This is a genomic window from Halomonas stenophila, assembly GCF_014192275.1.
GTDB lineage: Bacteria > Pseudomonadota > Gammaproteobacteria > Pseudomonadales > Halomonadaceae > Halomonas > Halomonas stenophila.
In genome coordinates, this window is the sequence record NZ_JACHXR010000001.1 from 473,162 (window position 1) to 491,952 (window position 18,791).

15 protein-coding genes are annotated in these 18,791 nt (G+C 67.8%); 13 read left to right on the forward strand and 2 right to left on the reverse strand.

Features of this window, described 5'->3' with window-relative positions; genetic code table 11:
- Positions 1-237 precede the first annotated feature (237 nt).
- Entirely contained in the window at positions 238-1,569 is a 1,332-nt protein-coding gene (locus tag FHR97_RS02105; RefSeq protein WP_183382104.1) for a hypothetical protein, read from the reverse strand.
- A gap of 107 nt (positions 1,570-1,676) precedes the next feature.
- Complete coding sequence (locus FHR97_RS02110; RefSeq protein ID WP_183382105.1) at positions 1,677-2,573, reverse strand: LysR family transcriptional regulator; 897 nt, start codon at positions 2,571-2,573, stop codon at positions 1,677-1,679.
- A 338-nt stretch (positions 2,574-2,911) separates the two neighbouring features.
- On the opposite strand from FHR97_RS02110, the gene leuC reads away from it, so the two are divergent.
- The 13 genes from leuC to accD all read left to right on the forward strand — a co-directional run bounded on the left by leuC (position 2,912) and on the right by accD (position 18,781).
- Positions 2,912-4,369, forward strand: a complete 1,458-nt coding sequence (gene leuC, locus FHR97_RS02115) for a 3-isopropylmalate dehydratase large subunit (protein ID WP_183382106.1) — start codon at positions 2,912-2,914, stop codon at positions 4,367-4,369.
- A 3-nt stretch (positions 4,370-4,372) separates the two neighbouring features.
- The gene (gene leuD, locus FHR97_RS02120) at positions 4,373-5,026 is read left to right on the forward strand and encodes a 3-isopropylmalate dehydratase small subunit (protein WP_183382107.1); all 654 of its coding nucleotides are present in this window, start codon (positions 4,373-4,375) and stop codon (positions 5,024-5,026) included.
- 174 nt (positions 5,027-5,200) lie between these two features.
- On the forward strand, positions 5,201-6,280 hold the full coding sequence (gene leuB, locus FHR97_RS02125; RefSeq protein WP_183382108.1) for a 3-isopropylmalate dehydrogenase: 1,080 nt from the start codon (positions 5,201-5,203) through the stop codon (positions 6,278-6,280).
- Between the two features lie 146 nt (positions 6,281-6,426).
- A complete protein-coding gene (gene asd / locus FHR97_RS02130; protein ID WP_183382109.1) occupies positions 6,427-7,539 on the forward strand; it encodes an aspartate-semialdehyde dehydrogenase in 1,113 nt (370 codons plus the stop codon).
- Between the two features lie 255 nt (positions 7,540-7,794).
- A complete protein-coding gene (locus tag FHR97_RS02135; RefSeq protein WP_183382110.1) occupies positions 7,795-8,067 on the forward strand; it encodes a hypothetical protein in 273 nt (90 codons plus the stop codon).
- Positions 8,067-9,536: a sulfotransferase gene (locus FHR97_RS02140; protein WP_183382111.1), complete on the forward strand. Its 1,470-nt coding sequence runs from the start codon at positions 8,067-8,069 to the stop codon at positions 9,534-9,536. The genes FHR97_RS02135 and FHR97_RS02140 overlap by 1 nt, the downstream gene beginning before the upstream one ends.
- Before the next feature lie 33 nt (positions 9,537-9,569).
- Positions 9,570-10,859 carry an arylsulfotransferase family protein gene (locus FHR97_RS02145; protein WP_183382112.1) on the forward strand — a complete coding sequence of 430 codons (1,290 nt, stop codon included), beginning with the start codon at positions 9,570-9,572 and terminating at the stop codon, positions 10,857-10,859.
- A gap of 508 nt (positions 10,860-11,367) precedes the next feature.
- Complete coding sequence (locus FHR97_RS02150; protein ID WP_183382113.1) at positions 11,368-14,001, forward strand: type IV pilus assembly protein FimV; 2,634 nt, start codon at positions 11,368-11,370, stop codon at positions 13,999-14,001.
- Between the two features lie 7 nt (positions 14,002-14,008).
- Positions 14,009-14,944 (forward strand): tRNA pseudouridine(38-40) synthase TruA, encoded by a 936-nt coding sequence (gene truA / locus FHR97_RS02155; RefSeq protein ID WP_183382114.1) that lies wholly within the window; start codon positions 14,009-14,011, stop codon positions 14,942-14,944.
- Positions 14,937-15,593 (forward strand): phosphoribosylanthranilate isomerase, encoded by a 657-nt coding sequence (locus FHR97_RS02160; RefSeq protein WP_183382115.1) that lies wholly within the window; start codon positions 14,937-14,939, stop codon positions 15,591-15,593. Before truA ends, FHR97_RS02160 begins: the two co-directional genes overlap by 8 nt.
- 63 nt (positions 15,594-15,656) lie before the next feature.
- Positions 15,657-16,871, forward strand: coding sequence for a tryptophan synthase subunit beta (gene trpB, locus FHR97_RS02165; protein WP_183382116.1), 1,215 nt, complete (start codon positions 15,657-15,659; stop codon positions 16,869-16,871).
- 8 nt (positions 16,872-16,879) lie between these two features.
- Positions 16,880-17,683: a tryptophan synthase subunit alpha gene (gene trpA / locus FHR97_RS02170; RefSeq protein ID WP_183382117.1), complete on the forward strand. Its 804-nt coding sequence runs from the start codon at positions 16,880-16,882 to the stop codon at positions 17,681-17,683.
- Positions 17,684-17,758: 75 nt separating this feature from the next.
- Positions 17,759-18,781 carry an acetyl-CoA carboxylase, carboxyltransferase subunit beta gene (gene accD, locus FHR97_RS02175; protein WP_183382118.1) on the forward strand — a complete coding sequence of 341 codons (1,023 nt, stop codon included), beginning with the start codon at positions 17,759-17,761 and terminating at the stop codon, positions 18,779-18,781.
- The last annotated feature ends 10 nt before the right edge of the window (positions 18,782-18,791 follow it).

Here is an 18,791-nt window from a genome sequence, read left to right on the forward strand (position 1 = left end):
CGGCTTGCATGACCTTGTCGGGAAGTCGGCCGTGTGCCGTTGGCGCAGCTGTTGACCATGAGGCGTTATCGGCGGCTCGTCGTCGAGATACCGACAGTGGGGTGCATCGGGCGGGACCGTCGGCAGCGGCGGCGGGGCTGGGAGAGGGTTTCACCGCCGCCGGGCAGGAGTGTCGCCGGTGATGGCGGGTGTCGCCGGTGATGGCGGGGTTCACGCGCTGGCGAGCATGGCGCCGAGTCAGGCCATCACCAGGATGCCTGCCACCACCAGGGCCGCCATGATCAGCGCATAGCGCAGGTTCTCGCGCATCATTCGGGTGCCGCTGACGCCGTAGCGTCCCTGCAGCGAGAGATTGATCCCCGACAGCGGCCCGACGCTGGTGCCCACCGCCCAGGCCGCCAGCGCCGTGAAGGCGAACAGCGTCTGCTGGCCATCCGCCAGCTCGAGCACCGAGGCCAGCACCGAGACCCCGATGATCGGGTGCAGTCCGGCCACGGCGCTGGCCAAGATGGCCAGGAAACTGATCGTTGCCTCGCCGGCGCCGAAGGTCTCGAACAGCGTCCAGCCGCCCTCGGTGGCCACGTCGGCCAGGGTCGAGAGCCCCAGGGTCAGTAGCCCCGCGCACAGGAACAGCGATATCTCGCCGCGCATGGCGGGCAGCCGGGTCAGGGTGTGACGATGCAATCGCCCCAGGGTCCAGCGCGGCCCGTGAATCAGGTTGGTCGCCAGCGCCGTGCCCGGCATCAGGAAGGTGATGATGGCGACGATCGATAGCGCCGGCGTCAGGCCGAAGTGGAAGCCCATCACCAGCGCCGCCATGACGACCGGCAGCAGCAGGCTCCTCGGCGCCATCGAGAAGCCGGCGGTGTCGGTCAGGTCGAAACGCCGGGGCAGCTCGATCATCGTCACCAGGCCCGCGCACAGCGCCAGGGGCAGGCCGTGGACCAGCACCGTGGCGTAGTCCATCGCCGGCGCCAGGGTCATGACGATACCCATGGAGGCGAAGAACGGCGACCACAGCGCCGCGCTGGAGAGTCCCCGGTTGAGCCCCAGCAGCTGGGGCATGGTGAGCGGTGCTCGACGGGCCAGGCGGTCGCCCACCATGAACACCGTCGACAGGTTGAGGATCGAGCCGAGCAGGTGCACCCCGAGCCAGGTACCCAGTAGGCCGCGCCGCCCGGTCACGGGATGGCCGGGCGGACGCGACTGGCCCCGCAGGTTGCCGATCAGGCCGATGAAGCTGACTCCCACCAGCATGGCCACCACTTGGGTGTTGCCGTCCAGCACTCTGGACCAGTCGACCCGGGCGCCGTAGCCGAACGTCGCGACCAGCAGCAGGCCGAGGCCGATGCCCGCCAGCAGCCCCGCCTGGCGACGGTTGCGCCGTGGCAGGTCGGGCCACAGCAAGGCGGTGCCCAGCCACAGCGCGGGGCCGGTCAGTGCCTCGATGGCGGGCCACCAGGCCAGGCTTGCGATCCGCGACAGCAGGCCGACGAGAATCGCCAGACCGGCCAGGGCGTGGCGGGGGGCGACCTCGGGCGAGGCCGCATCGGCGGTCTGGGCGGACATGGCGAGGTTCCTGGTCGACGGGCGAGAGAGAAGGAAAGCGGCAGAAAGCATAGCATCCTAAGCAAGTCGTCGGATCGCCTCTAGCAAGCGCCGGGGTCTGTGCGGAATCACCCCGGCCAGTGCCGCGCGTCCTCCTCCCGGGCCTCATCGAGCAGCTCGAGCATGGCCCGGGCGGCGTTGGACAGGGTGCGGCTGCGATGCACCAGGTAGCCCAGGGGGCGCTGGATCGGAGGATGATCCACCTCGAGCACGTACAGCTCCCCGGCCACCAGGCCCTCCGGCAGCAGGCTCCAGCCGAGGCCGATGGCGGTCATCATCTTCAGCGTCTCCAGGTAGTTGGTGGAGAGCGCCACGGGGAGCTTTAGGCCGGCGGCGGCGAAGCGGCCCTCGATCAGGCCACGGGTGAAGGTCAGCGGGCCGGGCAGCACGGCGTCGAAGTCGCACAGCTCATGCAGCACCAGCCGGCCGCGGCCGACCAGGGGGTGGTCCGGGGCGCAGACGAAGCACAGCCGGTCGACCCACACCGGCACCACCTCGAGCTGGGTGTCCGGGTGCGGCGCCAGGGTCACCACGGCGATCTCCAGCTCGCCGTCGAGCACCCCCTGATAGGCCTGTTCGGAATCCAGGAAGTGCAGGTCCAGCCGGACCTCCGGGTGGCGGCCGGTATAGGTCTTGAGCAGTGGCGGGAGGCGGTGCAGGCCGATATGGTGGCTGGTGGCCAGCGTCAGGCTGCCGGCCACCCGCCCCTCCAGGTTGCCCAGCGCCCGGCGGCTATCGTCCACCATCACCAGGATCTGCCGCGCCCGGGGCAGCAGCAGCCGGCCGGCCTCGGTGAGCGCCACCCGGCGGCCGATGCGGTCGAACAGCCGGGCATCGATCTGTCCTTCCAGCACGGCGATGCGCTTGCTCACCGCGGGCTGGGTAAGGTGCAGCTGCTCCGCGGCACGGGAGAAGCTGCCGGTGTCGGCCACGGCGAGAAAGGCCTGCAGGCTCTGGGTATCCATGGCGTGTCCTCTTGGGCTCGACAAGTATTCCCGAAAGGAATCCATTGAATAAATAACATGAATTGCTTTTATGTGCTCGTCGCGTGACACTGCGGGAAAAGCGCCGAGGTCCAAAAAAGACTAAGGATGACGACTCGCCCGAGTGGCGCCGGGGGCAGGTCGAAGAGGAGGTCCGATTCCAGGGAAGGAGTCGGTAGCGTGCAGGGAAGAATTCACAGCGCCTCCTCGTAGGCCTGCCGCCGGGAAAGCCACTATGCCGGGGGCACAGAGTCATTAGCGGATTCCAAGGTCGACCGGATTAAGCATGAATAGCAGGGCCGCAGGCCCGGGAGAACGAGATGGCAGGCCAGACACTCTACGACAAGTTGTGGTCGCAGCACCTGGTGAAGGAGCGCGACGACGGCACCGCCCTGATCTATATCGACCGCCAGCTGCTCCATGAGGTGACCTCACCCCAGGCCTTCGAGGGCCTGCGCCTGGCGGGGCGCAAGCCATGGCGTATCGATGCCAACCTGGCGACCCCGGACCACAACGTGCCGACCACCCTCAAGGAGCGTGCCGAGGGCAATGCCGGCATCGAGGATCCGGTGTCGCTGATCCAGGTGCAGACGCTTGACGACAACTGCAACGAGTTCGGCATCGAGGAATACCGCATCAACGACCCGCGTCAGGGCATCGTGCACGTGGTGGGCCCGGAGCAGGGCGCTACCCTGCCGGGCATGACCGTGGTCTGCGGCGACTCCCATACCGCTACCCATGGCGCCTTCGCGGCTCTGGCCCACGGCATCGGCACCTCCGAGGTCGAGCACGTGCTGGCCACCCAGTGCCTGCTGGCACAGAAGATGAAGAACATGCAGGTGCGTGTGGAAGGCAAGCTCGGTGCCGGCGTCACCGCCAAGGACATCGTGCTGGCGATCATCGGCCGGATCGGTACCGCCGGCGGCACCGGCTATGCCATCGAGTTCGCCGGCAGCGCCATCCGTGAGCTGTCCATGGAAGGCCGCATGACGGTCTGCAACATGGCCATCGAGGCCGGGGCCCGGGTCGGCCTGATCGCCGTCGACGACACCACCATCGACTACCTCAGGGGCCGTCACTACGCCCCCGCCGGCGAGCAGTGGGAGGCCGCGGTAGCCGACTGGCGCGAGCTGGTCTCCGACGCCGACGCCGCCTTCGACAAGGTGGTGACCCTCGAGGCCAGCGAGATCGAGCCGCAGGTCTCCTGGGGCACCAGCCCCGAGATGGTCACCGGCATCGGCGGCGAAGTGCCGGACCCGGCCGAGGCCGCCGACGAGACCGCGCGCACGGGCATCAGCCGGGCACTGGAGTACATGGGGCTCGCCCCCCGCCAGAAGATCACCGATATCCGCCTCGACAAGGTGTTCATCGGCTCCTGCACCAACTCGCGCATCGAGGACCTGCGCGAGGCCGCCAGGGTGGCCCGCGGCAAGAAGGTGGCCGATTCCATCAAGCTGGCAATGGTGGTGCCGGGCTCTGGCCTGGTGAAGCGCCAGGCCGAGGAGGAAGGCCTCGACAAGATCTTCCTCGAGGCCGGCTTCGAGTGGCGCGAGCCGGGCTGCTCCATGTGCCTGGCCATGAACGCCGACAAGCTGGGCGCTGGCGAGCACTGCGCCTCGACCTCCAACCGCAACTTCGAGGGGCGCCAGGGCTACGGCGGACGTACCCACCTGGTCAGCCCGGCGATGGCCGCCGCCGCCGCCATCGCCGGCCACTTCGTCGACGTTCGCGACTTCGGCGACGCCGCCAACGACGCCACCCAGCAGCAGGAGGCCTGAGCCATGCAGAAATTCGAACGCCTCGACGGCCTGGTCGCGCCGCTGGACCGCGCCAACGTCGACACCGACCTGATCATTCCCAAGCAGTTCCTGAAGTCGATCCAGCGCACCGGCTTCGGCGTCAACCTCTTCGACGAGCTGCGCTACCTCGACGAGGGCCAGCCGGGCCAGGACGTGTCCAATCGTCCGCTCAATCCCGACTTCGTGCTGAATCAGCCACGCTACCAGGGCGCCAGTGTGCTGCTGGCCCGCCAGAATTTCGGCTGCGGCAGCTCGCGGGAGCATGCGCCCTGGGCGCTGGCCGACTTCGGCTTCCGGGTGGTGATCGCGCCGAGTTTCGCCGACATCTTCTACAACAACGCCTTCAAGAACGGCATCCTGCTGATCACGCTTCCCGAAAGCGTCGTCGACCGGCTGTTCGCCGAAGTCGAGGCCACCGAGGGCTATCGCCTCGATGTCGACCTCGAACAGCAGCGCGTCATCACGCCGTCCGGCGAGATCCTCGGTTTCTCGGTGGACGAGTTCCGCAAGCACTGCCTGCTAGAGGGGCTCGACGATATCGGCATCACCCTGCAGAACGAGGATGCCATTCGCGATTTCGAGAAGAAGCATCGCGAGGCGCGGCCCTGGCTGTTCCGCGATGGGGCGCAAGCCTGACGTATTCTCGCTGTTACCTGCCGGGTACGGGGCTGATCCGGCGGCAGGCCTGCGAGGAGGCGCTGTGAACCCATCCCTGGGCGCTACCGACGCCATCCATGGCGTAGGACCTCCTCTTCGGCCTGCCCCCGGCGCCTCTTCGTTGCCCGGCTATGAGGACACAAGGAAGACACGATGACACGCAAGATTCTGGTTCTCCCGGGCGACGGCATCGGCCCGGAAATCACCGCCCAGGCCAGCCGGGTGCTGGCCGCCTGCCAGGCCCGCGGGCTGGATATCGAGGTCGAGGAGGCGCCGGTCGGCGGTGCCGCCTATGACGCCGAGGGCTCGCCGCTGCCGGAGAGCACCCTGGCCAAGGCCAGGGCCGCCGACGCCATCCTGCTCGGCGCCGTGGGCGGGCCCAAGTGGGACAAGCTCGAGGACATCGGCAAGCGTCCCGAGAAGGGCCTGCTGGGCCTGCGCAAGGAGCTCGGCCTGTTCGGCAACCTGCGTCCGGCGCTGCTCTACCCGCAGCTGGCCGAGGCCTCCAGCCTCAAGCCCGAGCTGGTCGCCGGGCTCGACATCATGATCGTGCGCGAGCTCACCGGCGGCATCTACTTCGGCCAGCCGCGGGGCATCGAGGAGCGTGACGGCCAGCGGGTCGGCTACAACACCTACGTCTACTCCGAGGCGGAGATCGAGCGCATCGGCCGGGTCGCCTTCGAGATGGCACAGAAGCGCGGCAAGAAGCTCTGCTCGGTCGACAAGGCCAACGTGCTCGAGGTGACCATGCTGTGGCGCGAGGTCATGGAGCGGCTGGCGCCGGAGTACCCGGACGTCGAGCTGTCGCACATGTACGTCGACAACGCCGCCATGCAGCTGGTCCGTGCGCCCAAGCAGTTCGACGTGGTGGTCACCGGCAACATGTTCGGCGACATCCTGTCGGATGCCGCGGCCATGCTCACCGGTTCCATCGGCATGCTGCCCTCGGCCTCGCTCAACGAGTCCGGCCAGGGCATGTACGAGCCCTGCCACGGCAGCGCCCCGGACATCGCCGGCCAGAACATCGCCAACCCGCTGGCGACCATCCTCTCGGTGGCGATGATGCTGCGCTACTCGCTGGGCGAGGCGGAGCTGGCCGAGCGTATCGAGGCCGCCGTGGGCCAGGTGCTCGACGACGGTCTGCGCACCGCCGATATCGCCTCGACCGGCACCGAGACGGTGACCACCGAGGCCATGGGCGATGCCGTGCTGGCGGCCTTCGAAGCGCAGTAGGGGGATAAGCGAGCTTGCGAGCGCATCCATTACGGTGGCAGCGTCTCCGGTGGATGCGCTGACGCTTCCCCTCTCCGAGCTTGGCCGCTGATGAGCGGCACCGCTTCCTGTATACTAATGGGTTCATTCTTTCTGGAGGACTTCACATGTTGAAAGTCGGTTTCGTCGGTTGGCGCGGCATGGTGGGCTCCGTGCTCATGCAGCGCATGGTGGAAGACGGGGATTTCAAGGGCATCGAGCCGGTCTTCTTCACCACTTCCCAGGTCGGCCAGGTCGGGCCCGACGTCGGCGTGGACGTGCCTCCGCTGAAGGATGCCTTCGATATCGAGGCCCTCAAGGCCCTGGACGTGGTGATCACCTGTCAGGGCGGCGACTACACCAAGAAGGTCTACGAGGACCTGCGTGGTGGTGGCTGGAAGGGCTACTGGATCGACGCCGCCAGCACCCTGCGCATGGCGGATGACGCCACCATCGTGCTCGACCCGGTCAACCGCAAGGTGATCGACGAGCAGCTGGCGCGCGGCACCAAGACCTTCTGCGGTGGCAATTGCACGGTCAGCCTGATGCTGATGGGCCTGGGCGGGCTCTTCGAGGCGGACATGATCGAGTGGATGACCTCCATGACCTATCAGGCCGCCTCGGGCTCCGGTGCCAAGCACATGCGTGAATTGCTCAACCAGATGGGCACGCTGCGCGACAGCGTGGCCGGTGAGCTGCGTGATCCGTCCAGCGCCATCCTCGACATCGACCACAAGGTCACCGCGGCCATGCGCGGCGGCGACTTCCCGGTCGACAACTTCGGCGCGCCGCTGGCCGGCAGCCTGCTGCCCTGGATCGACTCCAAGCTCGACAACGGCCAGAGCCGCGAGGAGTGGAAGGGCAACGTCGAGACCAACAAGATCCTCGGCCTGCAGGACAACCCGGTGCCGATCGACGGCCTGTGCGTGCGGATCGGCGCCATGCGCTCCCACAGCCAGGCGTTCACCATCAAGCTCAAGCACGACGTGCCGCTCGACGAGATCGAGGAGCGCATCGCCACCCACAACGACTGGGTCAAGCTGATCCCCAACGACAAGGACGCCACCATCGACGGCCTGACCCCGGCCGCCGCCACCGGCACCCTGGACGTGCCGGTGGGCCGGCTGCGCAAGCTGGCCATGGGCGGCGAGTACCTGTCCGCCTTCAGTGTCGGCGACCAACTGCTGTGGGGGGCCGCCGAGCCGCTGAAGCGGATGCTCAAGATCCTCCGCGAGCAATAATACGGCCTCAGGCCTGCTTCGCCAGACGCGGGACGCCTCCTCACGGGGCGTCCCGCGTTTTCGTTGGGCGGGACTCGGCTGGCCACCGGATCGAGGGAGAGGGGCTCCCGAAAATTCCGTTACGATTCAGTAACATTTTTGCCAGGGGCGTCGGGAACCCGTCATTCACCGCCAGTGTCCATTAACTAGCTTGACCATAAAATAAATCGCTATCTATTCGCAGGGTGACCTAGTCCATTTCAAGGGAGAGAAACCATGTTCACACGGGCTTCCCGCCTTGCTTGTCTGTTGTTCGTCGCTGCCAGTGCATACACCGTTCCGGCGCTTGCCTATGTCGGACCGGGGGCTGGCCTTACCGCGATTGGCACGATGGTCGCGGTCATCGCGGCGATCCTGCTGGCCGTGGTCGGCTTCGTCTGGTACCCGCTGAAGCGCGTGATGCGGAAGAAGCGCACGGCGCATACTGGTGATGCGCGAGTCGCGACCGACTCACGTGATGGCATCGACGACTCGGGCAATACCCACTGATGGCTGTGGTAGCCCTCGTTGCGGGCCTCATCGCCTTTATCGCCGTCTTGCGCGGGTTGCAAGTACAGCGCCACGCTTCCCATGCCGTCAGGACCGCACAAGATGCGATCGGCGTGATCACAGACCCTGATCTGAGCGACGATGACAAGGAGCAACGCGTCCAGCGCGCCTCGCTGTCACTATTGAAGAGCTTCGTGATCCTGGTCGCCATCAGCCTGGTGGCGTGCTTGAGCGCGGCGCTCATGGTGGCGGGTGGCGAGCTGTTCGGACTGTTCAGTCTCGATCAGGCGCTGGCGACTGCCACGAGTGGGGCCTTCATCCTGTGGTCGTCCGTTGGCGCCGTCGCGTTATGGATCATTCTCGGCAAACTGGGTGGGCGATCCAGCGCTGCAAAGGAGGACGGCGAAACCGCCCGTGAGGAAGTGCCTTATTCGACACTCGACAAGGCGCTGCACAATTACGCTTTTTCTTCGCCGGGGCTGCAGATCACGCTGTCGTCGATCGAGGATCGGTTATGGCGGAACAAGGTCGCAGCGACCCCAACCGGACGGCCGCTCTTCATTACCTCGCTGCCACGTGCCGGGACGACCATCCTGCTGGAGCTGCTGGCCCAGCAGGAAGAATTCGCCTCCACCACCTATCGCAACATGCCCTTCACCATGGCGCCGCTACTTTGGGGGCGTTTCTCGAGCATGTTCCGCAAGGCTGGCGAGAAAGCCGAACGTGCCCATGGTGATGGAATCGCCGTTGATTTCGACAGCCCCGAGGCCTTCGAGGAAATGATCTGGATGGCCTTTTGGCGCGAGCACTACGAAAATGAGTGTATCAGGCTCTGGGAGGTATCGGATCGGGATGCCGAGTTCGAAGCGTTCCTCTCCCGTCATATGCAGAAACTCGTGGCGAGCACGCCTGACGCAAAACGCTATGTGTCGAAGAACAACGCCAGTATTGCGCGATTGCCGCTGCTTTCTGCCGCCTTTCCTGAGGCGCAGATACTGATCCCCATCCGCGATCCAGCCTCACAGGTCGCATCGCTGAAACGGCAGCACAGCCGTTTCAGCGATCTCCATGCCCGCGATCGCTTCGCGCAACAGTACATGGAGGGGATAGGGCATTTCGAGTTTGGTGCCGCCCTCAGGCCTATCGCCTTTTCGGGTGCCCCGGAGAGTGCGGAGGGGGCAGAGCATGTCGATTACTGGCTGCGCTACTGGATCGCCGCCTATGAACATGTTCTGCATACCGCCCCGGCGGAGGCGGTTTTTATCGACCATGTTGCGCTCAGTAGTCGTCCCGATATTCAGCTTCCACGACTCGCTGAAGCGCTTGGCATCAATGATCGGGAACGTTTTGTCGCGGCGTCCAGCATGTTTCGCGCGCCGGCCTCTCCGCCACCATTGCCGGATGCCTCGGCTGATCTCGTGCGACGTGCCAATGAGCTTCATGCTGCGCTGCTCGAGCGGGCGCTATAACCCGATCCCGCGGACAATAGGGAAGTCTACTCAGTGAAATCATCGTTTTTTGATCGTATTGGTCTCATCGTGTTCGTGGTATCGCTGGCGATCATTGCCATGGTCTATGGCACCGTTTCATCCATGCGAGGCTGGTTTCCGGCTCCGCAGATCAAGCTGGCGCAGCAGACGCTGATCGATGTCGCATCCAACTGGAAGAATGACCTTGCACTGGAGCCCACCCGGCACTTGGTCGATCCTGGCGGTGCCAATACGGGGCCGGATCGTGGCAAATCAGGCGGACAGAGTATGTCCAATGACGGCTATGTCCTCGTTGCGGGGCTGAACGAGAAGCAGGATGAGTCATTCCATGTGGTCCATCTGTATGACAGAGCCGGGGAGGAAGTGCACCGATGGCCGGTGCATTACGAATGGCTCGATAGTGAGCGTAAACCCCAGAATGTCATGCTGCATGGGATGGAGGTCTTCAAGGACGGCTCCCTTGCGTTGACATTCGATGGGGGTAATGCCATTGCCCGCATCGATGCCTGTGGCAAGCCAATCTGGACGCGGAATGGCATTTTTCATCATTCCATCTCGCGTGATGGCGAAGGGCGCCTCGTCACCCTCCTGAAAAACGGCGTGGCCTGGATCGACGAAGATTCCGGTGAGATTCTGCATACGCTGGATGTCGAAGAGGACATGATTACCGTCGATGACGGGGCGCAACAGGCCATGTTCAACATCCGGACGCGCAGCCCCGAAGACGCCAGCGGTGAGATCAGCTACCTGCTGGACCCGTTCCACATCAACGATGCCGAGCCCCTGCATAGTGATATGGCCAGTGCCTTCCCGATGTTCGAGGCCGGTGACGTCCTCATCAGTTTCAGGGAGCTCAATCTCGTCGCCGTCGTCGACCCCGAGAGCGGGCGCATGAAATGGTGGCAACATGGCCCGTGGTTCAAGCAGCACGACCCCGACTTCGAGCCCGATGGTAGGATCACCGTCTATGATAATGGCACCGGCACCGGGGCCAGCAAGATTCGCCGGATTCGTCCTGTCGACGGCGCGGACGTCGAGACGCTGTTCGCGGGCTCGGAGGAGGTGCCGTTCTATACTTGGCGTCGCGGGAAGCATCAAACCTTGCCGAATGGCAACATTCTCCTCACCGAAGCGGAGGGTGGGCGTGTTCTCGAGGTTACGCCGGAGGGCGAGCTGGTTTGGGAGCGTCACATGGTCTGGGATGCCGAAAAGAACCTGATCATCACCGAGGCCCGCTTCGTCCCGGAAGACTTTTTCAAGACCAGCTTCGATAGCGAAGTGCCTGATTGCGACTCGCGCTGACTTCAGCCGGCGAGTCTCGACGCAGGACCCACAACGGGGCTTACAAATGGTTCTGCCTGAAAGGGCTCTACGCAGTTCAGCGTGAAGAGCCCGGCCCCGTCGATCCAGCCCTTCCGATACTGTCACCCCGTTGATCCGGCTTGCGTCGGCCCCCCAATTCCCCTGTCTGCGGTGGCTGCGACACCTGCGCTGCTCCGTCTGCGGCGCCACGCGGGAGCGTATCAACTGGCTGCCTGGCCGGCCGCCAGTCACCGATCCACCTTGCAACACGCCCGCGTCGGCCAGCCCGGGCCCGACGTGGGCGTGGACGTGCCTCCGCTGAAGGTTGCGTGAGCGACGAGGCGGGCGTCTCGCACATGAATGAAGTACGTTGAAAGCATGAGGCGTGTCCTGCGTCATGCGTAGCACGCCAACGAGTGGAATATGATACACAGAGATCATGCCATCTCCTTGGTTGCCATCGGCGCGTCGCCGGAGGGATGGTCGCTGACAGGACGCAAGGGAACTCATGAATCGCAAGCTGACGCTCACCATGCTGCTCTCGCTTTCCGCCGCCAGCCCGTTGGCGCTGGCGCTGGGGCTGGGCGATGTCGAGGTGCGCTCGACGCTCAATGCGCCGCTGCGTGCCAGCATTCCGCTGACCGATGCGGCGGGCCTGCAGGCCGGCCTGCTCAATGCCACTGTCGCCGACCCGGGGGCCTTCCAGGCCGCGGGTCTGACGCGCACGCCGCTCGCGGCCAGTGTCCACCTCGAGGTCAGTCGTCGCCAGGGGCAACTGGTGCTCGACCTCGCCACCGAGCGTGCCGTGCGCGAACCCTGGCTCGACCTGCTGCTGCGCTTCGACTGGCCGGGCGGGCGCCAGCTCCGCGAAGTGACCCTGCTGCTCGACCCGCCCGACTACGCCTCGATGCCGGTGCTGATCGGCTCGTCGCGTCCCAGCCGGGTCACCCAGGCCCCCTCGGCGTCGACTCCCGCGAGCCGCCGGGCCGCCGCGCCCTCGACGCCCGCCGATCCGGAGGACCCCGCCCGGGTGCGCCGCGGGGACACCCTCTGGGCGGTGGCCGGCCGCCTGCGTCCGGACAGCGGCATCAGCATGAACCAGATGATGCTGGCCCTGGTGGAGGCCAACCCCGAGGTGTTTCCCACCGGCAATATCAACCAGATGCGCGCCGGGTTCACCCTCGTGGTGCCGCCCCGCGAGGCCATCGCCTCCCGCTCGTCCGAGGCGGCGACCGACCTCGTCCAGGCCATGAACCAGGCCTGGGCCAATCGCGGCAGCGGGGCGCCGGCACGGGTACCGCTCTCGGCGGAAGCCGAGCCGACGGCCGTGGCCGGGGCCGAGACGCCGGCCGCTGAGGCGGCGCCCCTCGCGGCCGGCGACGAGGCGGCGGATAGCGCCACCCGGCGTGCCGATGCCGCCGCAAGCGGCCCCCGGCTGACACTGCTCACCGAGGCGGAGGCCGCGGCCGCCGGCCTCGGTGACGGCGGCGGGGCCGATGCCGGCGACGGCGGGCAGGGCGATGGCTGGCAGGCGGCCCCGAGGGAGCGGCTGGATCCCGCCGTGCTCGCGACCATCACCGGCACCGGCACCGGCGAGCTGAGCGAGGATCAGCGCCTGTTGCGCCTCGAACGGCGCTGGCAGGATAACCGGGACGCGCTGGCCGCGGTGCAGGCCGAGCGCGACGCCCTGGAGGCGGAGGTCGGCGACCTGCGTGGCGAGCTCGCCGCCCTGCGCCGGCGCGTCGAGGCGCTGACGGCCGGCGGCAGCGGCGTCGACGGCGCCGGGGCCGGTGGCGTGGTGTCGCCCGGCAGCGAGCCCGCCGATGCGTCCCCGCCCTGGTGGGGCGCCCTCTACCAGGGCGCGATCGAGCGGCCCTTGCTGCTGGGCGGGGCCGGACTGGCCGCCCTGCTGGCGCTGTGGGCCCTGGTGCGCCGGCGGCGACGCCGGGAGGAGGAGCCGGTCTTCCCCTTCGGCGAGGTGCAGGTGGCCGAGCCTTCCACTGACGCCCCGGCCGAGCGTCCCTCGGTCGCTGCGGGGTCGCACCGAGCGCCGGAGCGGCCCTCTGTCGACTCGGTGCGGGCCTCCATGCCCGAGGCCGAGGCCATCAACGAGGCCGACATCTTCATCGCCTATGGCCGCTACGACCAGGCCCGCGAACTGCTGGAAGCGGGACTGGCACGAGAGCCGGAGCGCGACGACCTGCGCCTGAAGCTGCTCAAGGTGGAGCTGGAACAGGGGGACCGGTCGGCGGCCCGTCGGCAGGCGCAGCGGCTCCAGGAGTCCGGGGATACGGAGACCCGGGCCGAGGTGGAGCGACTGATGGCCCGTCATGCCGCCTCCGCCGTCCCCCCGGACAGTCCTGCTGGCGAGCGCGCCGTCTTCCCGGAGCCGAGCGAGCTGCCGCCACGGGTCTTCGGTGACCCCGATGCCCCCGAGGCGGAGGAGGATGGTGAGGAGAGTGGTGAGGAGGAGTCCCATCCGGCGAGGGAGCCCCAGTCGGCGAGTGACGGCGACGGCGAGGCCGCGCGCGGCGCCTCGCGGGAAGCGCCCGCGGCGGATAACGGCGAACCCGATGACCTGGCCCGCTACCGCCCTCCCGAGGTCGACGCCGGCGCCGAGGACGAGGGGCGTGACCGGACGGTCCCGACGGGCCGGGACGAGGCGTTCGACGGTCCGCCGCCCGGGCCGTCGAGCGAGCCCTCCTCGACGCCTGACACCGGGAACGAGGAGCCGCCGATGCCTCAGGTGACAAGCCGCACCAGCGAGGAGGGGCGCGAGATCATCGATTATCGCCCGCCATCCCTCGATGAGGAGGCGCCCGTGCGCCAGGAGACGCCCATGCAGCCGGGCGTGGACTTCACCACGGCAGGCGGGGAGGCAACGGACGAAGACGCGGCCGCCCCGTCCCGCGACTCTTCCCGCTGGGAGGTGGAGGAGGTGGCGTTTCCGCCCCTTGGCGGGGATAATGGAGCCTCTTCCGGCGCGGCGTCCTCCCCGGCGACCCTGGCTGAGGCCCGCCACCTGATCGATCTCGGCGAGGTGAGCGAGGCCCGGATCCTGCTGGAACGCTTGCTCGAGGAGTCCCATGACGCCGGAGCGAGGGAGGAGGCCCGCGAACTGCTCGACCGCCACCAGCCATGACGTGCGCATGACCCTTTTTCAACGGCTCGATGAACATCACCCGCTGACCGGCCGCCTGGCCATGGCGGTGGAATACGACGGCACCGCCTACTGCGGTTGGCAGCGCCTCAAGCATGCCGCCTCGGTGCAGGCCTCCCTCGAGACGGCCCTGTCCCGGGTGGCCGGTGACCGGGTCAAGGTCCACGCCAGCGGGCGTACCGACTCCGGTGTCCACGCCACCCGCCAGGTCGTCCACTTCGACCCCCCGGCCGCGCGCTCCCAGAAGGCGTGGGTCTTCGGTGCCAACGCCAACCTGCCGCGCGACGTCGCCGTGCGCTGGGTCAAGCCGGTGCCCGACGACTTTCATGCCCGCTTCAAGGCCCTGGCCCGGCGCTACCGCTACGTGATCCTCAATCAGCCCAGTCGACCGGTGCTGGAGCGCGCCAATGTCACCTGGTGTCGGGATCCCCTGGATGCCGAGGCCATGCATGTGGCGGCCCAGGTGCTGGTGGGCGAGCACGATTTCTCCAGCTTCCGCGCCGCGGGCTGCCAGTCGAAGACCCCCTGGCGTCACCTGCACTTCATCGAGGTGCATCGGCATGGCCCCCTGGTGGTGGTCGATGTCCAGGGCAATGCCTTCCTGCATCACATGATCCGCAACATCGTCGGTGCCCTGGTCTCGGTGGGCCGCGGCGAGCAGGGCGCCGACTACCTGGTGCGGCTGCTGGCGCTCAAGGATCGCACCCTGGGGGATGTCACCGCCCCGGCCTGCGGCCTGCACTTCGTCGACTCCCTCTACGACGAGGCGTGGGGCCTGCCCCGCGAGCCGCTGGGTCCCAACCTGCTGGCCTTCCTGGGCGAGTGGACCGGCGAGCGGCCACTGCCGGACTGTCCCATGGTCGAGTTCCGTCGCGGCCGCCCGGTGGCGCAGGCGGCCATGGCCGGGGAGGGCGGCGATGACTGAGCACGGACGTGTCCCGGGGCGCACCCGGATCAAGTTCTGCGGCATGACGCGCCCCGAGGACGTGGACGCCGCCGTGGCCGCCGGCGCCGATGCCCTGGGCTTCGTGCTCTGGCCCGGCAGCCAGCGGGCCGTGGATCTCGCGCGCCTGGCGACGCTGGCGGCGCGGGTGCCGGCCTTCGTGACCCGGGTCGGGCTCTTCGTCGACCCCGAGCCGGAGCTGGTGGCGAGGGCCGCCGAGCATCTCGACCTGCTGCAGTTCCATGGCGAGGAATCGCCGGCCATCTGCGCCGCCGCCGGGCATCCCTGGATCAAGGCCCTGCGCATGCGCGACGGCCTCGACCTGCCTGCCGCGGCTGGCGACTATCACCAGGCCCGCGCGCTGCTGCTCGACGCCTATCGTCCCGGCCTGCCGGGGGGCACCGGCGAGACCTTCGACTGGTCGCGAATCCCCGCAAGCCTGGCAAAACCTGTTATCCTCGCCGGAGGCCTGACACCGGCCAACGTGGCCGAGGCCATCGCGGTGGTCCGGCCCTACGCGGTGGATGTCTCCGGCGGCATCGAGACCGCGCCCGGGCGCAAGGATGCCGCCTTGATGGCGGCCTTCCGGCAGGCGGTGCGTCGCGCCGACGAGTGCCGCACCGATGGTTGAGCCCGCACCACCGCGTCTTCCAATCCCAAACACCCCTTCTGGCGACCCTGTGAGGTGTCTTTCGTGAGCAAGTTCAGTGACCTGACCCGACTGCCGGATGCCCGTGGCCATTTCGGCCCCTATGGCGGCCGGTTCGTCTCGGAGACCCTGAGCTTCGCCCTGGAGGATCTGGAGAAGACCTACCTGAGTCTTCGTGACGATCCGGACTTCCAGGCGGAATTCGACTATGACCTGGCCCATTACGTGGGCCGCCCGTCACCGCTCTATCATGCCGAGCGATGGTCGAAGCAGCTCGGTGGTGCCCAGGTCTGGCTGAAGCGCGAGGACCTCAACCACACCGGCGCCCACAAGGTGAACAACACCATCGGCCAGGCCCTGCTGGCCAAGAAGAGCGGCAAGCCGCGGGTGATCGCCGAGACCGGTGCGGGCCAGCACGGCGTGGCCACCGCCACCGTGGCCGCCCGGCTGGGCCTCCAGTGCGAGGTCTACATGGGCGCCGAGGACGTCGAGCGCCAGAAGCTCAACGTCTACCGCATGCGCCTGCTCGGTGCCAATGTCATTCCGGTGGAGTCCGGCACGCGGACCCTCAAGGACGCCATGAACGAGGCGCTGCGCGACTGGGTGACCAACGTCGACGATACCTTCTACATCATCGGCACCGTGGCCGGGCCGCATCCCTATCCGATGCTGGTGCGCGATTTCAATGCCGTGGTCGGACGCGAGGCGCGCCGCCAGTCGTTCGAGGAGTTCGGCCGGCTGCCCGATGCCCTGATCGCCTGCGTCGGCGGCGGTTCCAACGCCATGGGGCTCTTCTATCCCTTCGTCGAGGACGACGAGGTGGCCATGTACGGCGTCGAGGCCGGCGGCGACGGGGTCGCCACCGGACGCCATGCCGCGCCGCTGGCTTCGGGCGCGCCGCGCGGCGTGCTGCACGGCAACCGCACCTACCTGATGTCCGACGAGGGCGGTCAGGTCTCCGACACCCACTCCATCTCGGCGGGGCTCGACTACCCCGGCGTGGGGCCGGAGCATGCCCTGTGGAAGGACGTGGGCCGAGTCAACTACGTGGCCGCTGATGACGACGCCGTGCTCGAGGCGTTCCGCGAGCTGACCCATGTGGAGGGCATCATGCCGGCGCTGGAGTCGGCCCATGCCCTGGCCCACGCCAAGGTGCTGGCGCCGCAGATGCGCCCCGACCAGAACATCGTCGTCAATCTCTCCGGACGCGGCGACAAGGACATCATGACCGTCGCCAAGCTCGACGGCATCGAATTCTGAGGGCACCGATGAACCGTATCGACCAACGCTTCGCCGCACTCAAGGCCGAGGACCGCAAGGCCCTGATTCCCTACATCACCGCCGGCGACCCGGCCCCGGCGCACACCGTGGGCTTCATGCACGCCCTGGTCCGTGCCGGGGCCGATGTCATCGAGCTGGGGGTGCCGTTCTCGGACCCCATGGCCGATGGCCCGGTGATCCAGAAGGCCTGCGAGCGCGCCCTCAAGCACCAGGTGCGGCTCTCGCACCTCTTCGAGATGGTCCGCGAGTTCCGCCAGGAGGATACCGAGACGCCGATCGTGCTGATGGGCTACCTCAACCCGGTGGAGCGCATCGGCCTCGAGGCCTTCGCCGACCAGGCCCGCGAGGCGGGCGTCGACGGGGTGCTGATCGTCGACATGCCGCCGGAGGAGGCCGACATCCTCGGCCCGACCCTCAAGGCGCGGGGCCTGGCCTCGATCTTCCTGGTGGCCCCTACCACTTCCCGCGCCCGGGCCGCTACAATATGTGCCCACGGCGAGGGGTATCTCTACTACGTGTCCCTCAAGGGCGTGACCGGTGGTGCCGCCCCCCATGCCGATGATGTCGCCGAGCATCTGGCCCCGCTGCGCGAGCTGACCGACCTGCCGCTGTGCGTGGGCTTCGGCATCCGCGACGGGGCCTCGGCCGCCGAGATGGGCCGGGTCGCCGACGGCGTGATCGTGGGCAGTGCGCTGGTCAGCCGCATCGCCGAGAACGCCGATGCGCCCGAGGCGATTCCCGCCGCCCTGGAAGCGGTACTGGGCGAGATGCGTCAGGCACTGGATGCGTGACGGGCCCCGCGCCGACCGATTCGATTCCGCCCCCGGCTCGCCGGGGGCGACAGCATAGATGGAAGCGTTTCTGACATGAGCTGGCTAGACAAGATCGTGCCCTCGGTGGGCCGCATTCAGCGCAAGGAGCGTCGCGCGAGCGTGCCCGACGGCCTGTGGCGCAAGTGTCCCAAGTGCGAGGCGGTGCTCTACCTGCCCGAGCTGGAGAAGCACCACAACGTTTGTCCCAAGTGCGATCACCACCTGCGCCTCACCGCCCGCAAGCGGCTGGACTGGTTCCTGGACAAGGACGGCCGCGAGGAAGTCGCCGCCGACCTCGAGCCCAGCGATCGCCTCAAGTTCCGGGACTCCAAGAAGTACAAGGACCGCCTGGCGGCGGCCCAGAAGGCCACCGGCGAGAAGGATGCCTTGGTCGCCATGCGTGGCACCCTGGAGGGGCTGCCGGTGGTGGCCGTGGCCTTCGAGTTCACCTTCATGGGCGGGTCCATGGGCGCCGTGGTGGGCGAGAAGTTCGTGCGTGCCGCCACCCTGGCTCACGACGAGGGCATCCCGCTGATCTGCTTCTCCGCCTCCGGCGGGGCGCGGATGCAGGAGGCGCTGTTCTCGCTGATGCAGATGGCCAAGACCTCGGCCGCCCTGGAGAAGCTCAAGCAGGCCGGCGTGCCCTATATCTCGGTGCTCACCGACCCGGTGTTCGGCGGGGTCTCGGCGTCGCTGGCCCTGCTCGGCGACCTCAACGTGGCCGAGCCCAATGCCCTGATCGGCTTCGCCGGGCCCCGGGTCATCGAGCAGACGGTCCGCGAACAGCTGCCCGAGGGCTTCCAGCGCAGCGAGTTCCTGCTCGAGCACGGCACCGTGGACATGATCGTCCCTCGCCAGGAGATCCGGGCCCGCCTCGGCGGGGTGCTGCGCAAGCTGACCCATCAGCCGACCACCGGCCTGGCCGAGCCCGCGCCGGCGGTTGAGCCCGACCTGGTGGATGCGGCGGAGCAGGCGGAGGCCCAGGGCGAGGAGGCGCCGGTCGCGGCGGACGCCGCCGAGCCGGTGGAGACGCCAGAGCCGACGGGCGACGAGCAGCGCCCCGACGCCGGCCGCTGAGCCAGGAGCC

Excerpts from the sequence above, each read along its gene's own strand:
- asd (WP_183382109.1), top strand. The coding sequence starts at position 6,427 with ATGTTGAAAGTCGGTTTCGTCGGTTGGCGCGGCATGGTGGGCTCCGTG.
- leuB (WP_183382108.1), top strand. The coding sequence starts at position 5,201 with ATGACACGCAAGATTCTGGTTCTCCCGGGCGACGGCATCGGCCCGGAA.
- truA (WP_183382114.1), top strand. The coding sequence starts at position 14,009 with ATGACCCTTTTTCAACGGCTCGATGAACATCACCCGCTGACCGGCCGC.
- FHR97_RS02150 (WP_183382113.1), top strand. The coding sequence starts at position 11,368 with ATGAATCGCAAGCTGACGCTCACCATGCTGCTCTCGCTTTCCGCCGCC.
- FHR97_RS02110 (WP_183382105.1), bottom strand. The coding sequence starts at position 2,573 with ATGGATACCCAGAGCCTGCAGGCCTTTCTCGCCGTGGCCGACACCGGC.
- leuD (WP_183382107.1), top strand. The coding sequence starts at position 4,373 with ATGCAGAAATTCGAACGCCTCGACGGCCTGGTCGCGCCGCTGGACCGC.
- FHR97_RS02105 (WP_183382104.1), bottom strand. The coding sequence starts at position 1,569 with ATGTCCGCCCAGACCGCCGATGCGGCCTCGCCCGAGGTCGCCCCCCGC.
- FHR97_RS02160 (WP_183382115.1), top strand. The coding sequence starts at position 14,937 with ATGACTGAGCACGGACGTGTCCCGGGGCGCACCCGGATCAAGTTCTGC.
- leuC (WP_183382106.1), top strand. The coding sequence starts at position 2,912 with ATGGCAGGCCAGACACTCTACGACAAGTTGTGGTCGCAGCACCTGGTG.
- accD (WP_183382118.1), top strand. The coding sequence starts at position 17,759 with ATGAGCTGGCTAGACAAGATCGTGCCCTCGGTGGGCCGCATTCAGCGC.
- FHR97_RS02140 (WP_183382111.1), top strand. The coding sequence starts at position 8,067 with ATGGCTGTGGTAGCCCTCGTTGCGGGCCTCATCGCCTTTATCGCCGTC.
- trpA (WP_183382117.1), top strand. The coding sequence starts at position 16,880 with ATGAACCGTATCGACCAACGCTTCGCCGCACTCAAGGCCGAGGACCGC.
- FHR97_RS02135 (WP_183382110.1), top strand. The coding sequence starts at position 7,795 with ATGTTCACACGGGCTTCCCGCCTTGCTTGTCTGTTGTTCGTCGCTGCC.